The organism is Pseudofrankia inefficax, from assembly GCF_000166135.1.
In the GTDB taxonomy this organism is placed as follows: Bacteria; Actinomycetota; Actinomycetes; order Frankiales; family Frankiaceae; genus Pseudofrankia; species Pseudofrankia inefficax.
Genome location: NC_014666.1, coordinates 3,099,010 through 3,114,293, shown reverse-complemented (window position 1 = coordinate 3,114,293; position 15,284 = coordinate 3,099,010). Strand labels below are relative to the sequence as shown.

At 72.6% G+C, this 15,284-nt stretch carries 15 protein-coding genes; 7 read left to right on the top strand and 8 right to left on the bottom strand.

Annotated elements, in window-relative coordinates; translation table 11 throughout:
• Positions 1-7: 7 nt before the first annotated feature.
• Genes FRAEUI1C_RS12660 through FRAEUI1C_RS12650 form a run of 3 tightly spaced genes read right to left on the bottom strand, consistent with a single transcriptional unit; the run spans position 8 to position 3,011 of the window.
• Positions 8-1,591: an AMP-binding protein gene (locus FRAEUI1C_RS12660; RefSeq protein ID WP_013423693.1), complete on the bottom strand. Its 1,584-nt coding sequence runs from the start codon at positions 1,589-1,591 to the stop codon at positions 8-10.
• Positions 1,592-1,614: 23 nt separating this feature from the next.
• Complete coding sequence (locus tag FRAEUI1C_RS12655) at positions 1,615-2,385, bottom strand: SDR family NAD(P)-dependent oxidoreductase (protein WP_013423692.1); 771 nt, start codon at positions 2,383-2,385, stop codon at positions 1,615-1,617.
• Positions 2,386-2,417: 32 nt separating this feature from the next.
• A complete protein-coding gene (locus FRAEUI1C_RS12650; protein ID WP_013423691.1) occupies positions 2,418-3,011 on the bottom strand; it encodes a hypothetical protein in 594 nt (197 codons plus the stop codon).
• Between the two features lie 183 nt (positions 3,012-3,194).
• Between FRAEUI1C_RS12650 and FRAEUI1C_RS12645 the strand changes: the two genes are divergently transcribed.
• Complete coding sequence (locus tag FRAEUI1C_RS12645) at positions 3,195-4,046, top strand: SDR family oxidoreductase (protein ID WP_013423690.1); 852 nt, start codon at positions 3,195-3,197, stop codon at positions 4,044-4,046.
• An 89-nt stretch (positions 4,047-4,135) separates the two neighbouring features.
• Here FRAEUI1C_RS12645 and FRAEUI1C_RS12640 read toward each other — a convergent pair whose 3' ends face one another.
• Entirely contained in the window at positions 4,136-5,596 is a 1,461-nt protein-coding gene (locus tag FRAEUI1C_RS12640; protein ID WP_013423689.1) for an aldehyde dehydrogenase, read from the bottom strand.
• Positions 5,597-5,753: 157 nt separating this feature from the next.
• Between FRAEUI1C_RS12640 and FRAEUI1C_RS12635 the strand changes: the two genes are divergently transcribed.
• The 4 genes from FRAEUI1C_RS12635 (at position 5,754) to FRAEUI1C_RS12620 (ending at position 9,423) form a co-directional block, all read left to right on the top strand.
• Positions 5,754-6,410 carry a TetR/AcrR family transcriptional regulator gene (locus FRAEUI1C_RS12635; protein WP_013423688.1) on the top strand — a complete coding sequence of 219 codons (657 nt, stop codon included), beginning with the start codon at positions 5,754-5,756 and terminating at the stop codon, positions 6,408-6,410.
• 74 nt (positions 6,411-6,484) lie between these two features.
• Complete coding sequence (locus tag FRAEUI1C_RS12630) at positions 6,485-7,600, top strand: NDMA-dependent alcohol dehydrogenase (protein WP_013423687.1); 1,116 nt, start codon at positions 6,485-6,487, stop codon at positions 7,598-7,600.
• A 79-nt stretch (positions 7,601-7,679) separates the two neighbouring features.
• Complete coding sequence (locus FRAEUI1C_RS12625; RefSeq protein WP_013423686.1) at positions 7,680-8,543, top strand: SDR family oxidoreductase; 864 nt, start codon at positions 7,680-7,682, stop codon at positions 8,541-8,543.
• 1 nt (position 8,544) lies between these two features.
• On the top strand, positions 8,545-9,423 hold the full coding sequence (locus FRAEUI1C_RS12620) for an LLM class F420-dependent oxidoreductase (protein ID WP_013423685.1): 879 nt from the start codon (positions 8,545-8,547) through the stop codon (positions 9,421-9,423).
• On the opposite strand, the gene FRAEUI1C_RS12615 is transcribed toward FRAEUI1C_RS12620, so the two are convergent.
• The 4 genes from FRAEUI1C_RS12615 to FRAEUI1C_RS12600 all read right to left on the bottom strand — a co-directional run bounded on the left by FRAEUI1C_RS12615 (position 9,401) and on the right by FRAEUI1C_RS12600 (position 12,960).
• Entirely contained in the window at positions 9,401-9,820 is a 420-nt protein-coding gene (locus FRAEUI1C_RS12615) for a nuclear transport factor 2 family protein (protein WP_013423684.1), read from the bottom strand. The genes FRAEUI1C_RS12620 and FRAEUI1C_RS12615 overlap by 23 nt on opposite strands.
• Positions 9,817-10,614: an enoyl-CoA hydratase/isomerase family protein gene (locus FRAEUI1C_RS12610; RefSeq protein WP_013423683.1), complete on the bottom strand. Its 798-nt coding sequence runs from the start codon at positions 10,612-10,614 to the stop codon at positions 9,817-9,819. The genes FRAEUI1C_RS12615 and FRAEUI1C_RS12610 overlap by 4 nt, the downstream gene beginning before the upstream one ends.
• Before the next feature lie 127 nt (positions 10,615-10,741).
• Positions 10,742-11,860, bottom strand: a complete 1,119-nt coding sequence (locus tag FRAEUI1C_RS12605; protein ID WP_013423682.1) for a phosphotransferase — start codon at positions 11,858-11,860, stop codon at positions 10,742-10,744.
• Positions 11,857-12,960: a TIGR03857 family LLM class F420-dependent oxidoreductase gene (locus FRAEUI1C_RS12600; protein ID WP_013423681.1), complete on the bottom strand. Its 1,104-nt coding sequence runs from the start codon at positions 12,958-12,960 to the stop codon at positions 11,857-11,859. The genes FRAEUI1C_RS12605 and FRAEUI1C_RS12600 overlap by 4 nt, the downstream gene beginning before the upstream one ends.
• A 235-nt stretch (positions 12,961-13,195) precedes the next feature.
• Here FRAEUI1C_RS12600 and FRAEUI1C_RS12595 point away from each other — a divergent pair, with 235 nt between their 5' ends.
• Positions 13,196-14,113, top strand: a complete 918-nt coding sequence (locus FRAEUI1C_RS12595; protein ID WP_013423680.1) for an amidohydrolase family protein — start codon at positions 13,196-13,198, stop codon at positions 14,111-14,113.
• Positions 14,114-14,118: 5 nt separating this feature from the next.
• Positions 14,119-15,246, top strand: coding sequence for an acyl-CoA dehydrogenase family protein (locus FRAEUI1C_RS12590; protein WP_041260695.1), 1,128 nt, complete (start codon positions 14,119-14,121; stop codon positions 15,244-15,246).
• Positions 15,247-15,284: the final 38 nt, after the last annotated feature.

Genomic DNA, 15,284 nt, shown 5'->3' with positions numbered 1-15,284 from the left:
CGCCGGGTCAGCCGACCTGGCGGTCCGCGAGGGACCAGTACCGCGCCCGCAGCGCCTTCTTGTCGGGCTTGCCGACCGCGGTGAGCGGCAGCGCGTCCACCACGTCGACGGTCTTCGGCGCGTGGTGGGCGCCCTTGCGCTCCTTGACCAGCGCCATGAGCTCCGCCGCCTCGACGGTCGTGCCCGGCCGCAGGACCACGACCGCCTTGACGGCCTCGCCCCATTTCTCGTCCGGTACGCCGATGACGGCCGCGGCGGCGATCGCCGGATGGGTCGAGAGCACGTCCTCGATCTCGCGGGGGAAGACGTTGAAGCCGCCGCTGACGATCATGTCCTTCTTGCGGTCCACGATCGTGTAGAAGCCGTCGGCGTCCTCGCGCGCGATGTCGCCGGTGTGCAGCCACCCGCCGGCGAAGGCCTCGGCAGTCTGCTGCGGCTTGTTCCAGTAGCCCTTCATCACCAGCGGGCCGCGCACGCAGATCTCGCCCGGTTCGCCCCGCGGGACCCGCTGGCCCTCGTCGTCCAGCAACGCGACCTTGACCCACGGCACCGGCCGCCCGCACGAGGCCAGCCGGGCCAGGTCGTCCGGGTCGTGCTCCTCCTTGCGCAGCACGAACACGGACTGCGGCGCCTCGGTCTGCCCGTAGAACTGGAAGAAGACCGGGCCGATCCGTTCGATCGCCTCGCGCAGCCGGCTCGGCGACATGGCCGAGGCGCCGTAGAAGACGGTCTCCAGGCTCGACAGGTCCGTCTCGGCGAACCTGGGGTGGTCGAGAATCGCGTAGATCATCGACGGCACCAGGAAGACCGACGTGACGCGGTGTTCCTCGATGGCCTCCAGCACCGCGCCGGCCTCGAAACGGGGCAGGACCACGACCGAGCCGCCCTGGTGCAGCACGGGAACGATGAACGACGCGCCGGCATGGCTCAGCGGCGTACAGACGAGATGACGCAGATCGGTGGGCCACTGCCATTCCGTGAGCAGGATCTGCGTCATCGCGGCGCTGCCGCGGTACGCCGTCATGACGCCCTTTGGCTCCCCGGTGGTGCCACCGGTGTAAGCGACCGCCGCGACGTCCTCCGCCTGGACGTCGGGGCCGACGAGCGGTTTCGGCTCGAAACCCGCCGCCAACGCCACGAGGTCCTCACCCACGTCGCAGGGGCCGAAGGAGAGAAGCCGCCTCAAGGTCGATACCCGCTCCTGGAGAAGGGCGGCCCGCTCCGCGAAGGACTCGTCAAAGACGAGCGTCTCGATCTGGGCATCCGCGAGAACATAGGCGTGGTCGTCGAGTGACCCGAGCGGGTGCAGCGCGGTGTTGCGGCTGCCCGTCACCATGTAGGCACCCATCGAGTACAGGACCTCGGGCCGGTTCTTGGACAGGGTCGCGACGCCACTGCCCGGAGAGACACCCTTCGCCGCGTATACCTGCGCATAGCGACTGATCTGCGCGCTGAGGTCCGCGGCCGTCAGGACTCCGTCACCGAGGTAAATGGCGGGCTTCCCGGGGTCGCGCCGCAGCGCCGCGATGAGGAGGTCGGGAAGAAAGGCCCCGCGGTACAGCTCGTCCGACTGGGCAGAGATTCCACTCACGGTGTGTCGCCTCCAGTTGTGCGCTATTTCGCCGGGAATCGCTGCCCGCCGTCGATGCGGATGTTCTCCCCATTGAGATAGGAGTTCCTTACGATCATCTCGACCAGCAGGGCGAACTCCGCCGGGTGGCCCATGCGGTGCGGGAAGACGACGGTGGAAAGCAGCTTGTCCTTCAGCTGCTGGGACGCGCTGAGCATCAGCTCTGTGCCCATCGTGCCCGGCGCGATCGCGCACACCCGGATTCCCAGCGGCGCGAGGTCACGGGCGAGCGGCAGCGTCATGCCCAGGATGGCCGCCTTCGCCGCGGCGTACGCCACCTGCCCGGCCTGTCCCTCCAGCCCGGCGAGCGACCCCGTGTTCACCACCACCCCGCGCTGACCGTCCTCGTCGGGAGTGTTCGCCGACATCGCGGCGGCGGCCAGCCGGGTCACGTTGAAGGTGCCGAAGGCGTTCTTCGCCATCGTCGCGACGAACGTCTCCATGTCGTGCGGCTCGCCGCCGCGCCCGACGGTGCGGGCCGGCCGGGTGCCGCCGCCCGCGACGTTGACCACGACCGCCAGGGTTCCCAGGGCCTGGGCCGCGTCGATCGCGGTCTGGACGTCGCGGTCGTCGGTGACGTCGCCGGGTATCGCGGCCACCGTGGGCCCGAGCTCGGCCGCGAGCGCGGTCGTGCGCTCCTCGTCCCGGTCGAACACGGCGACGCCGACCCCGAGGCCGACCAGGTGGCGGACCGTCGCCGCGCCGAGCCCGCCGGCACCGCCCGTCACGATCGCCGACGACTCCGCGATCTTCATGATTCTGTGATCTTCATGTTCTCGGCTCCCGGTCAGACGGTGGAATCTCGGCGGTCGACGAGCGCCAGGAAGCGGGCCGGATCGGGCATGGTGCCATTCCGGCGCACCGACGACGAGGACGCCTCGACGTTCATGTAGAGCACCTCGGACGTCATGACGCCGGCGGCGGACCGGATGAAGAACGCGACCGGCACGGTGGTGAGGCACAGGTCCTCGGGCGCCACGTCCGACCGGCCGGCCCGGGCGGCGAGGGACCCGGTCATCATCGTGTTCAGCGTTCCCTGGCCGGCGATCGAATCGCCCTCCACGACGAGGTCCTCGAAATGGATCCACATCATGACGCCGCCCTTCGCGGCGGCCTGACGCCGAAATCCCTGGAGAAGGGTCTCACGACCGGTCGTGGTCGTCGCGTCACCCGCCTGCGTCACGAGGTTGAATGACGATCCGAGCGTCGGCTCGACGCGTTCGGCGTCCCCGAACAGCTCACCGGCCAGGCGTTCACGCAGCGCGCGCAGGGCAAACGATTCCGAATCGCCGACCAGCCGGTCGTCAATGAGCCGGAAGCCCTGCAGGATGTCGTTCTCGTCCGGCCAGTCCCGCGCCGTCACGTCCTGGACCGATGACATATCTCTCCCGACTTGGTGAGGCCAGCCGCTGTCCGGCGCAGGTCGGTCGGCTGGTTCGAATAGTGGCGAGAAGCCCCGGCCGACGAGTACCGTCGTGCGCGTACTGTCGAACGCGGCAGGACGTCAACAATCGCGGCGCCACAATCACGATTCCGTGGCCGTGACCGAAGGAAGATGGCGAAGATGACGAGCGAAGTCGACGGCCTGTCGGTACTTGTCACGGGCGGCGGTACGGGCATCGGCGCTGGTATTGCGCGAAGGCTCGCGAGCGATGGCGCGTGGGTGACCATCTGCGGCCGTACCGAAACGTCGCTGCGAAGCACCGCTGACGCGATCAACGCGGAGGCCGGTCGCGCGGCCGTGCAGTACCAGGTCGCCGACGTCACCAGTGAGCCGGACGTGCAGCGGGTCGTGGCCTTCGCCGCCGACTGGCGCGGCCAGCTCGACGGGGTGGTCGCGAACGCGGGCGGTGGCGGCGCGCTCGCGCCGATGCACGCCCAGGACGTCACGGAGTACCTGCGGGTGCTGACCCTGAACATCATCGGCACGCTGCTGCTGGTGAAGTCGGCGGTGCCGCTGTTCGCCCGGTCCGGTTCCGGCTCGTTCGTCGCCATCTCGTCGATCGCGGGCGACGTGACGCATCCCTACTTCGGGGCCTACCCTGTGGCCAAGGCCGGCGTCGAGGAGCTCGTGCGCAACGCGGCCGACGAGTACGGCGAGGCGGGCCTCCGGTTCAACGCGGTCCGCCCGGGGCTGACGTCGACGGAGATCGTCAGCTTCATCGCCCCCGGCACGCCGGTCTACCAGAGCTACGACGAGAACACCCCGCTCGGCGGTGCCTCCGACGTCGACGACATCGCCCAGCTCGTCAGCTTCCTGCTGTCGTCGCGGGCCAGCCGGGTCACCGGCCAGGTCATCAACGTCGACGGTGGGCTCGGCCTGCGCCGGGGGCCGGACTACTCGTCGATGGTCGAGCGCCGGTTCGGCGGCCGCGACGCGGTGCTCGGCCGGGCGGAGCCGGCCGCCAGGCGCTGACCGGGGCGCTGACCTGTGTGGTGGCCGTCGCCCCGTGCGGCGGCCACCACCGTGGGCGCCGCCCGTCCCCGCCCGCGGGGCGGCGGCGGTCACGGCGAACCGGGCAGGGACGTCCCGGCGGGGACCGTCATGGTCTTCGCGTCGAGGTAGGCGTGCAGGCCCTCCGGTCCCAGCTCCCGGCCGAGGCCCGACTGCTTCATCCCGCCGAAGGGCGCGGCCGGGTCCAGCGAGAGGCCGTTGACGCCGAAGGAGCCGGTACGAATGCGCCGCCCGATCTCCAGCCCGCGCTCGACGTCCCCGGTCCAGACGGTGCCGTGCAGGCCGAAGTCCGTGCCGTTCGCGATCGCGACGGCGTCGGCCTCGTCGTCGTAGGGGATGAAGGCGACGACCGGGCCGAAGATCTCCTCCTGCGCGATCCGCATGCCGGCGTCGACGTCGCGGAACACGGTCGGCTCGACGTACCAGCCGCGGTCGAGGCCGGCCGGCGTGCCGCCGCCGGTGACGACCGTCGCGCCCTCGCCGCGCCCGATCTCGATGTAGCCGAGCACCCGGTCGCGCTGCTTCTTCGAGATGAGCGGGCCGAGGAAGGTGCCGCGGTCGGCGGGGTCGCCGACCGGCAGCGCGCTCACCGAGGCGGCGAACAGCTCGACCGCCTCGTCGTAGCGCTCGCGGGAGACGAGGACGCGCGACTGCGCCACGCAGAACTGGCCGCTGAGGAAGAGGCTCACCATGGTGAGCCGGGCCATCGCCGTCGCCAGGTCGATGTCGTCCAGGACGATCGCCGCCGACTTGCCGCCGAGCTCCAGGGTGACCCGCTTGAGCTGGGCGCCCGCCAGGCCGGCGATGCGCTTGCCGACGGCGGTGCTCCCGGTGAAGGCGACCTTGTCGATGCCCGGATGGGTGACGAGCAGCTCGCTCGACGCCGGCCCGGCGGCGAGCACGTTCAGCACGCCCGGCGGCAGGCCGGCGGCGAGGGCGGCCTCGGCGACGACGTTCGCGTGCAGCGGGGTCTCCGGCGCGGACTTGAGCACGACGGTGCAGCCGGCGGCCAGCGCGGGCGCCACCTTCATCATCCCCAGGAAGAAGGGGACGTTCCACGGCACGATCGCGGCGACGGTCCCGACCGGCTCGTGGCGGACTATCAGCGGGGAGTAGCGCCCGGCCCGCGGTGACTCCAGCTCCAGCGCCGCGGCGGACTCGGCGTAGTAGCGCACGACGTCCAGGCCGTTGTCGACCTGCGCCGGGCGCACGACCGCGACGGGCGTGCCGTTCTCCAGCGTGATCGTCCGACCCAGCTCGTCCGCCCGCGCGGTCAGCTCACCGAGGAACAGCTCCATTGTCCGGGCCCGCTCGGCCGGGGGCAGTCGCGGCCAGGGGCCCTCGTCGAATGCCAGGCGCGCCGCCGAGACAGCGGCGTCGACGTCGGCGGCTCCCGCGTCCGGGACCCGTCCCACCACCTCCTCGGTGCTGGGCGACCGGACGTCGAGGTAGCTCTCGGAGGAGGCCGGAACCCACTTCCCCCCGATGAAGACCTCGTTGGTCCCAAGCATCCGGGTGCTCCTCTCGTCGGCCAGCCGGCCAGCCCGCGGCGCCGTCCGAGACAGAACCTACTCAATGTCGCATGTCGAGTCGATTGGATGTCAGCGTCTCATCACACCGCGGGCTCACGGCCCGAAGTGGACGATCGACCGCCCTTACCATTGCCCCATGGCTGTGACCGCGGGCGAGCAGGACGGGGGGCAGCGCACGGCCGGCTGGTGGGGCAGCGAGAGCGCACTGCTGGACGACACGGAGGCGCGGCGCCGCCTCGTCGCGGCGACGGTCCGGTGCGTGCTGCGCCGTGGCGACCGCCGCATCCGGGTCGAGGAGGTGGCCACCGAGGCCGGCGTCTCCCGTTCGACGGTGTACCGGTACTTCAAGACCCGCGACGACCTGATCCTCGCCGTCCTGCTCAGCAGGGTCGATTCCGCCATGTCGGGCGTGCTGAGCACGCTGGCGCGGCCCGACGACGCCGCCCAGTCCATCTCGGACGTGTTCCTGAAGTCCGTGCGCCTGGTCAACGGCGACGCCATCAGCGAGGCGATCTTCTCGGACGGGAGCCGGCCGTTCAGCGAGTCGCCGGGGCTCACGGCCGAGCCGATCGTCGACGCCGTGCACCGCCACCTCGGCCCGCTGCTGACCGGCTGGCTCGCCGACGGCCAGCTGTACGCGGACCTGGACCTGCGGGAGACGACCCGCTGGCTGATCGCGGCCGGCTCGCTGCTCATGGCACCGCCGTGGTCCACCTGGTCGCCGAGCCGGCAGCGCGCCTTCGTCGAGACGCACGTGGTGCGCGCCCTCGTCCGGCCAGCCCAACCTCACTGAACTTGACGTCAACCTCGACATCGGCCTAGCGTTCATCCCGCCCTGATCGCGGGAAGACGAGAGGTCGGTCCCAGATGGTGAGTTCGCGGGCGGCACTGCTCTACGGCCCCGGCCAGGACTTCAAGATCGAGACGGTCGAGATCGACGCCCCCCGCGCGGGCGAGGTCCTGATCGACGTGCGGGCCTGCGGCCTGTGCCACTCGGACGAGCATGCCCGCACCGGTGACATGCCGATGCCGCACTACCCGATGATCTGCGGCCACGAGGGCGCCGGCGAGGTCGTCGAGGTCGGGCCGGGCGTCACCTCGGTCCGCCCGGGCGACCACGTGGCGATGTCGTTCGTGCCGTCCTGCGGGAACTGCGCGCTGTGCCGCAGCGGCCGCGCGTTCCTGTGCGACGACGGCCGCAAGCTGTTCGACCTCGGCATGATGACCGACGGGCGGGTCGCCCACCGGATCGGTGACACGCCGGTGGCCCGGTACACCCAGCTCGGCGCGTTCGCCGAGCGCCAGCTGCTCGCCGAGACGTCGGTCGTGAAGGTCGACCCGTCGGTGCCGTGGACCGTCGCCGCGCTGGTGTCCTGCGGTGTCGCGACCGGGTTCGGCTCGGCGGTCAACCGGGCCGAGGTGAAGCCGGGTGACAGCGTCGCCGTCCTGGGCCTGGGCGGCATCGGGGTCAGCGCCGTGCAGGGCGCGCGAATCGCCGGCGCGCGGCGGATCTTCGCGGTCGACCCGGTGGAGTTCAAGCGGGAGCAGGCGCTGCGCCTCGGCGCCACCCACGCGTTCGCGTCCATCGACGAGGCGGCCGACGAGATCCGCCGGCTGACCCACGGCGCGATGTGCGAGTCGGTCATCTGCGCGGTCTCGGTGATGCGCTCGGAGCTGCTGGAACCGGCGCTCGGGCTGACCGGGAAGGACGGCACCTGCGTCGTCACCGCGGTGGCGCCCTTCCAGCAGGCGCAGGCCGACGTCAACCTGTTCATGCTGGCGATGGCGAACAAGCAGATCCGGGGCTGCCTGTACGGCTCGCAGAGCCCCCGCGTCGCGATCCCGAAGCTGCTCGGCCTCTACCAGGCCGGCATCCTCAAGATCGACGAACTGGTGACCAGGACGTACACCCTCGACCAGGTGAACGACGGCTACGCCGATCTGGAGGCTGGCCGGATCCTGCGCGGGGCGATCGTCTTCTGAGGCCCCGGCACGGTCGGGACCAGACGCAGGAACGACCCACTCGGACAAGGGCCGGGCTCGGCCGCACGACGGAGGCGACATGGTCAGCAGGGACGTGGCGGTCATCATCGGGGTGGGCGGGATGGGCCTGGCCATCGCGCGCCGGCTGGGCTCGGGGCGCGGGCTCCTGCTCGCCGACCGGGACGAACGCACGCTGAAAGCCGCGCGGGACGCGTTAGCGGCCGAGGGGCACGAGGTCGCCGTCCAGGCGGTGGACGTGGCCGAGCCGGACTCCATGGCGTCGCTCGCGGCCACCGCGGGCGGCCTCGGGCCGGTCACGCACCTGGCCCATACCGCCGGGCTCTCGCCGGTCCAGGCGAAGCCGGCCGACATCCTGCGGGTCGACCTGCTCGGCGTCGCGCTGTTCCTGGACGAGTTCGCCGGCGTCGTGGCGCCCGGCGGCGCCGGGGTCGTCATCGCCAGCACGGCCGGCCACTTCGCGCCCACGCTGTCGCCCGACCAGGAGGCGGCGCTGGCGCTGACTCCCGCCGCCGAGCTGGCCCGCCTGCCGTTCCTGGCCCCCGACCTCGTGACGGACCAGGCCCAGGCCTACTGCCTGGCCAAGGTCGGGAACCTGATCCGGGTCCGCGCGGCCGCGAAGCTCTGGGGCCGGCGCGACGCCCGGGTGAACTCGGTCAGCCCAGGCGTCGTCTCGACGCCGATGGGCCGCCAGGAACTCGCCGGGCCGTGGGGCGCGGCGATGCGGGCGCAGGTCGACAGCGCACCGGCGAAGCGGGTCGGCACACCCGATGACGTCGCCGACGCCGTGTCGTTCCTGCTCGGCCAGCAGGCGAGGTTCATCACCGGGACGGACCTGGTCGTCGACGGCGGCGCTGTCGCGATCCACCGGCGCGGCGGATGGACCGCGCGCGCGAAGAGCGCCACGGGCGCGGGCAGGGACTGACGTGAATCTTTCTGGTGTGGGCGTGTGGAGCCAGCAGCTGCGCTACGGCGACCCGGCCGCGATGGCCGAGGCGGCGGCCGAGCTGGAGGAGCTGGGCTTCGGCGCGCTGTGGATCCCCGACATGGGCGGCCCGTCGTTCGAGGCCGTCGAGCGCCTGCTCGCCGCGACGAGCCGGGTGGTCGTGGCGACCGGCGTGCTGAACATCTGGAACTACGTTCCGGCCGAGGTGGCCGCCGGGTACGCCGGGCTGTCCGCCCAATACGGCGACCGTTTCCTGCTGGGCATCGGGGTGAGCCACGCGGTGGCCGTCGAGGCCGGCCGCTACCGGCGGCCGCTCGCCGCGATGGCGGACTTCCTCGACGGACTCGACGCCGACGAGCCGCCGGTCCCCACCGACCGGCGGGTTCTCGCGGCGCTCGGCCCGAAGATGCTCGACCTCGCGGCGAGGCGGGCCCGGGGCGTCCACCCCTACCTGGTCACCCCTGAACACACCCGGATCGCCCGTGAGGCGGTCGGGGACGGCCCCCTGGTGCTGCCGGAGCAGGCCGTGATCCTCTGCTCCGACAAGGACGAGGCGCACGCGGTCGGCGGAGCGTGGCTGCGGGGCTACCTGTCGCTGCCCAACTACGCCAACAGCCTGGTGCGGCTCGGTTTCCCGGCCGACGAGGTGGCGGCGGTGAGCGACCGCGTGTTCGACGCGATGATCGCGTGGGGCGACGAGGACGCGGTCATGCGGCGGGTGGCCGAGCACCGGGCCGCCGGCGCGGACCACGTCTGCCTGCAGGTTCTCGCCGCCGACCAGCGGGCGCTGCCCCTGGCGCAGTGGCGGCGGCTGGCCGCGGCGCTGCCGGCGGCCGTCACCCGAACGCCTCCAGGGTGAGCACCTCCCGCCGGGCGATCCGCCACTCGCCGTCGACCCGGACGAACTGGTCGTGGTAGCGCCCGGCGATCGCCGGGACGAGCCGGCCTGAGGCGAAGCGCAGGAAGACGAAGTCCGACGCCGCGAGGACCCGGTCGCCGCGGTCGCCGTCGGGCTCGTACACCTCGTTCACCGTGAGGTGCTTCCCGCGCTGCTCGGGCCGGCTCTGCGTGTCGCGGAAGAACGCGAGCAGCTCGGCGGAGCCGTGGGCCGACCGGTTGCCGTAGGTGAAGACGGCATCCGCGGTGAACAGCGCCACGAGGCCCTCGAAGTCCGCGTCGTCGCAGCGGTGGCAGTAGCGGGCCAGCGTCATGTGGATGGCGAACTGGTCCGCGAGCCCGACCTCGCCCGCCGTCATCCGCTGGCCCGCCCGGCCGTGCGGCGCAGCATCGCCGCCAGGTTGTCCTGGAACGCCGGCTCCTCGAAGGACGCCGTCTCCTGCGCCATCGCGCCGGTCAGCAGCGACCCGACCGCCTGGGTCAGCGCGCTGTTGAGCAGTGCCTTGCTCTCCCGGACCGCCTGCGGCGGCAGCGCGGCGACCCGGTCCGCCAGCTCCAGGGCCGTCTCCAGCGCGGTGCCGGCCGGGACGACCCGGTTGGCGAGGCCGAGGCGCAGCGCCTCCTGCGCCGGCAGCCTGTCCCCCAGCAGGATGTACTCCTTGGCCCGCAGGAGACCGGTCAGCAGCGGCCAGGTCAGCGCCCCGCCGTCGGCCGCGACGAGGCCCAGCGCGACGTGCGGGTCGGCGAAGTACGCCCGCTCGTCGACGACGACGAGGTCGCTCATCGCGGCCAGGCTGCAGCCGAGGCCGACCGCCGGCCCGTTGACCGCCGCGATGATGGGTACCCGGACCGACGTCATCCCGCGCACGATGTCCGCGGCCTCCGCCATGATCGCCTCACGCAGCGCGACGTCCCTGGTCATCCGGTCGAGCAGCCCGAGGTCGCCACCCGCCGAGAAGGCCTTGCCCGCGCCGGTGAGGACGATCGCGCGGCAGTCGGCGTCGGCGTCCAGCCGCGGCCACAGCAGGGCCAGCGCCTCGTGCAGCGCCTCGTCGGCGGCGTTGAACGACTCGGGGCGGTTCAGCGTCACGACCCGCACGGCGCCGCGGGCCTCGATCAGAACCGCGCTGCCGGCAGCCTGGCCGTCGGTCATGTCACTCCCAGGTGATCTCGGGTAGGACCCCGTCTCTGATTCCGCGGCGGTCCTCGAACTTGACGCCAACGTCGACATTAACCGGCTCTCGCCTCACCGGCCAGGCCGCGGTCGGCCGGGGCCGCGGCTAGGCCAGCAGGTCGAGGACTCCCAGCTCGCGGATGGCCGCCGCCGCGTTCGTGGCCATCGACAGGAACATCCGGTCCGAGCTGTCCGTGCGCGGCGCGCTCGCGTAGACGCAGCCGATCATCGTGATCAGCGGCCCCTGCAGCATCCCGCGCCGGTAGTCCTCGAAGCAGACGTCCGCCGGGTAGTCGGTGACGCCCTGCTCGACGAGCTCCCGGTGGTAGGCGGCCACCAGCGGAGCCTCCTGGGCGCGCCGGTCGGCGGGCGGGAGGGCGGTGGAGACGAAGTACGCCAGGTCCCGGCCGGGGAAGCCGGCCTCGATCGTCTGCCAGTCGACCGCCCGCACCTCCCGGTCACCGGAGAACAGCAGGTTGTCGAGCCGGTAGTCACCGTGGACGAGCGAGACCGGGGCCGCGGTGTGCCGCCCCCAGCCGGCCACCAGCCCGGCCGCCCGGACCAGGGTGTCGACGTCCTCGGCCCCCAGCTGGTCCTCGTAGCGACGGGTGAACTCCGCGGCCGCCGCGGTGACGACCTTGCCGAGGTAGGCCAGGCCCGCGTCGTCGAGGCGTACCAGCCAGGGCGTGTCGCCGGCCAGCGCCGGGTCGTTCCAGAACGGCGCGTGCAGGCCGGCGAGGTTGCGGACGGCGACCAGCGCCTGCGCGGGCGTGGCGCCGTCGAGCTGGTTGCCGGGCCGGGCCGGGTGCGCGTCCTCGAGCACGAGGGTGAACTGGAGGCCGTCCTCGCTGAGCGCGGCGTTCCAGCACCGGGGCACCCGGCCAGGGGTTCGCCCGGCGAAGGTCTGGTAGAAACCGACCTCGTTGCTGTAGGCGAGCCGCAGCCGCTTGCGGACCGCCGGGGCGCCGGCGGCCATCTTCACCACGACGGTGGCCGGCCCGGCCGCGCCGGGCGCCAGGTCGAGGTGGAAACGGTAGCTGACGGCCGTCTGGCCGGTGCCGACCGGCGCGAACCGCAGCCCCGTGACCTCCACGTCGTTGCCGCCCGCCCGCAGGACGTCGGTCATCCACTCCGGCGTGATCTCGGCCGGGTCGTCGGCGATCCAGCCCGGGCGGTCGGTGCGGGTGGCCGGCCCGGCTCCCCCGTCGCCGGCCGGGCCGGTCACGCCAGCCGTCCGGGGTTCGCCGGCAGCCCGCGCACGGCGGCCGGGCGGATCCGCCGGTAGGCGTCGAGCACCGACGTCAGCTCCGCCGGCGTCGCGCCATGCATGATCACCCCGGTCACCCCCAGGTCGAACTGCCCGACGATGGCCTCGGCGCACTGCCGCGGGCTGCCGGTCGCGCTGGTCGCGAGCCAGTCCGGCGGGATCAGCGTCGCCACGTGCTCCAGCTGGTCCGTCGTCGCGTGCCCGTCGAGGCTGCCCCGGAAGCCCTTGACGAACGGGTCGGCGCGAAAGCGCGCGAGCACGGCCGGATCCCAGCCGTTGACGCGGACCATCAGGTCACCGTAGCCCTGCAGGTAGGCGCCGAGCCGGCCGACCGTCTTCAGCAGCCGGAGATCCGCCGGGATCTCGTCCGACACGGTCGCGAGCACGGACCACACCCGGATGCTGGCCGGGTCGCGGCCCGCCTCCACGGCGCCCTTCGCGACGGAGGCGAGCGCGTCCCTGACCGCCTCGTCGGAGTAGAAGGTGTGCAGCACGACGCCGTCCATGCAGCGCCCGGCCAGCTCCAGCGAGCGCGGGCCGAGCGCCGCGAGCAGCACCGGCACGTCCTCGTCGAACGTGGCGTCCTGGTGCAGGTAGGGATAGCTGCCCGCCGGCCCGGCATGCCCGAGCACGGTCTCGCCGTGCCAGAGCCGGCGCATCAGCCCGACGAAGTCCTCCAGCTGGGCGCCCGTGACCGGGTCCAGCCCCAGGCCACGGAAGAGGCGGTCGAAGCCGCGCCCGAGCCCGAGGGCGAACCGGCCACCGGTCAGCCGGTGCATCGTCGTCGCCATCGTCGCGGTGACGATCGGATGGCGGGTGTTGTGGTTCGTCGCGCCGGTCGCGATGCCGATCGTCTCGCTGACGGCTCCGGCCGCGCCGGACAGCGTCGCGGCGTCCTTGGTGCTGAACCGCTCCGAGATGAACGCGGCACCGATGCCGAGCCGCTCGGCCTGGCGCACCTCGCCGACCAGGTCGCGCGGGGTCGCGCTGTGCCCGGCGAGTGTGTAGAAGCCCAGCTCCGTGAGGAACTCGCCGTCGGCGGTCTGCTGCGTCGTCATCCGCTCACCCTCCCGCACGCGCCACGGTCACCGGGTGAGGTGCGCATGTCGATATCGACGTCGACATAGACAGTAGTGACGGGCTATGGTTGGGTCAATCCGGCCACGACGACCGCCGCCGCCCCAGGTCAGGACCCCGTCACCCGGATGGGGACGGCCGGCGCCGCGGCGCTCCCGGCGGGCATTCTCCGGTGCGGCACTCCCGGTGCGGCACCCCCGGCACGGAAGGTACGAGGTGGCTTCCACGTTCTCGCCCCCCGCCGCGACGGGCCAGCCCTGGCCGGCCGACCTCGGCGTGATCGACACAATGGTCGGGCTCCCCCAGGACCCCGCCGCGCTGTACCGGCAGATCCGCTCCTCGCTGCGCGACCGGGAGTCACGGGACGACTTCGTGATGCCCGCGTCGTACATGTTCCACGACGTACCGGCCAGCCACCTCCCGGACGACGAGGACCCGGTCGGCCTCGTGCTCGGCGAGCTGGACCGGCACGGCATCGAGACCGCGCTGATCAGCATGAGCGCGCACCCGCAGGCGGCCGAGCGGGCGCTGACCGAGCACCCGGACCGGTTCGTCGCCTCGTGGAGCTGCGATCCCAACCAGGGGATGGACGGTATTCGCGCCCTCGTCCGCGCGCACGAGCAGTTCGGCGTCCGAGCCGTGTCCCTGTTCCCCCACGGGGTGTCGCCGCAGGTGGCCATCGACGCGCCACAGATGTACCCGATCTACGCCAAGTGCGTCGAGCTGGGGATCCCGGTCTTCGTGACGGTCGGCATCGCCGGACCCCGGGTGCCGTCCATGGTCCAGCGGGTCGAGCTGATCGACCAGGTGATGTACGACTTCCCCGAGCTGGTGTTCGTGATGCGCCACGGCGCCGAGCCGTGGACCGAGCTGGCCGTGAAGCTGATGCTCAAGTGGCCCAACCTCTATTACTCGACCAGCGGGTTCTCCCCGCGCTACTACCCGACGGCCGTCCTCGACTACGCCAACACCCGCGGCGCGGACAAGATCCTGTACGGCGGCTACTTCCCGATGGGCCTGTCGCTTGACCGGATCATGACGGAGATGCGCCAGGTCCCGCTGAAGGACGACGTGTGGCCGAAGTTCCTGCGGGAGAACGCCGCGCGCGTCCTGGGCCTGACCGGCAGGCCGTGAGCCACGTGGACCTCGCCTTCACCCAGGAACAGCTGGAACTGCGCCGGACGGTACGCGACTTCCTGGACAAGACCTCGCCCGAGACCGAGGTCAGGCGTCTCATGGAGACGCCGGCCGGCTACGACCCCGCCGCCTGGCACCAGCTCGCCGCCGAGATCGGGGTCGCCGGCCTGGCCCTGCCCGAGGAGTACGGCGGCGCCGGGTACGGCTTCGCGGAGCTCGCGATCGTCCTCGAGGAGGCCGGCCGCGCGCTGCTGTGCGCGCCCGTCCTCTCGACCGTGGTCCTCGCCGCGTCGACGCTGCTCGCGCTGGACGACGACCTGGCCCGAGCGGACTACCTTCCCGGGATCGCGGACGGCACGACCGTCGCCGCGCTCGCGCTGACGGAGGCGGGCGGCCCCCAGGACGAACCGGACGCCCTCGCGGTCACCGCCGCGCGGCACGCCCGCGGCTGGACGGTCTCCGGCACGAAGCCGTCCGTGCTCGACGGCCAGACCGCGTCGCTGCTGCTCGTCGCCGCCCGCAGCGGCGCCGGCCTCAGCGTGTTCGCGGTGGCCGGCGACGCCCCGGGCGTGCGCCGGGAGCCACGGGCCACCCTCGACCAGACCCGCCGGCAGGCCGACCTGGTCTTCGAGGCCGCGCCCGCCCGGCTGCTGGGCGAGGAGGGCGCGGCGTGGCCCGCGCTGCGCCACGTGCTCGACCTCGCCGCCGTCGCGATCGCCCTGGAGCAGGTCGGCGGGGCGGGGCGCGTGCTGGACATGGCCGTCGACTACGCCAGGACCCGGGTCCAGTTCGGCAAGCCGATCGGCTCCTTCCAGGCGATCAAGCACAAGCTCGCCGACCTGCACCTCGCCGTCGAGTCGGCCCGCTCGGCCGCCTACTACGGCGGGTGGGCGGCCGCCGCGAGCCCACCCGAGCTGCCGCTGGCGGCCAGCCTCGCGAAGGCTAGCGCCGGCGACGCCTACGTCACGGCGGCCACCGAGAACATCCAGATCCACGGCGGCATCGGCTTCACCTGGGAGCACCCGGCCCACCTGTACCTCAAGCGCGCGCACAGCTCACGCCAGCTGTTCGGCAACCCGGCGTACCACCGCCAGCGCCTCGCCGGGCACCTGCTCGCCGCCCACGACTGACCGGCCGGCGGACCCGCACCAGCGATCGGAGGAGCACG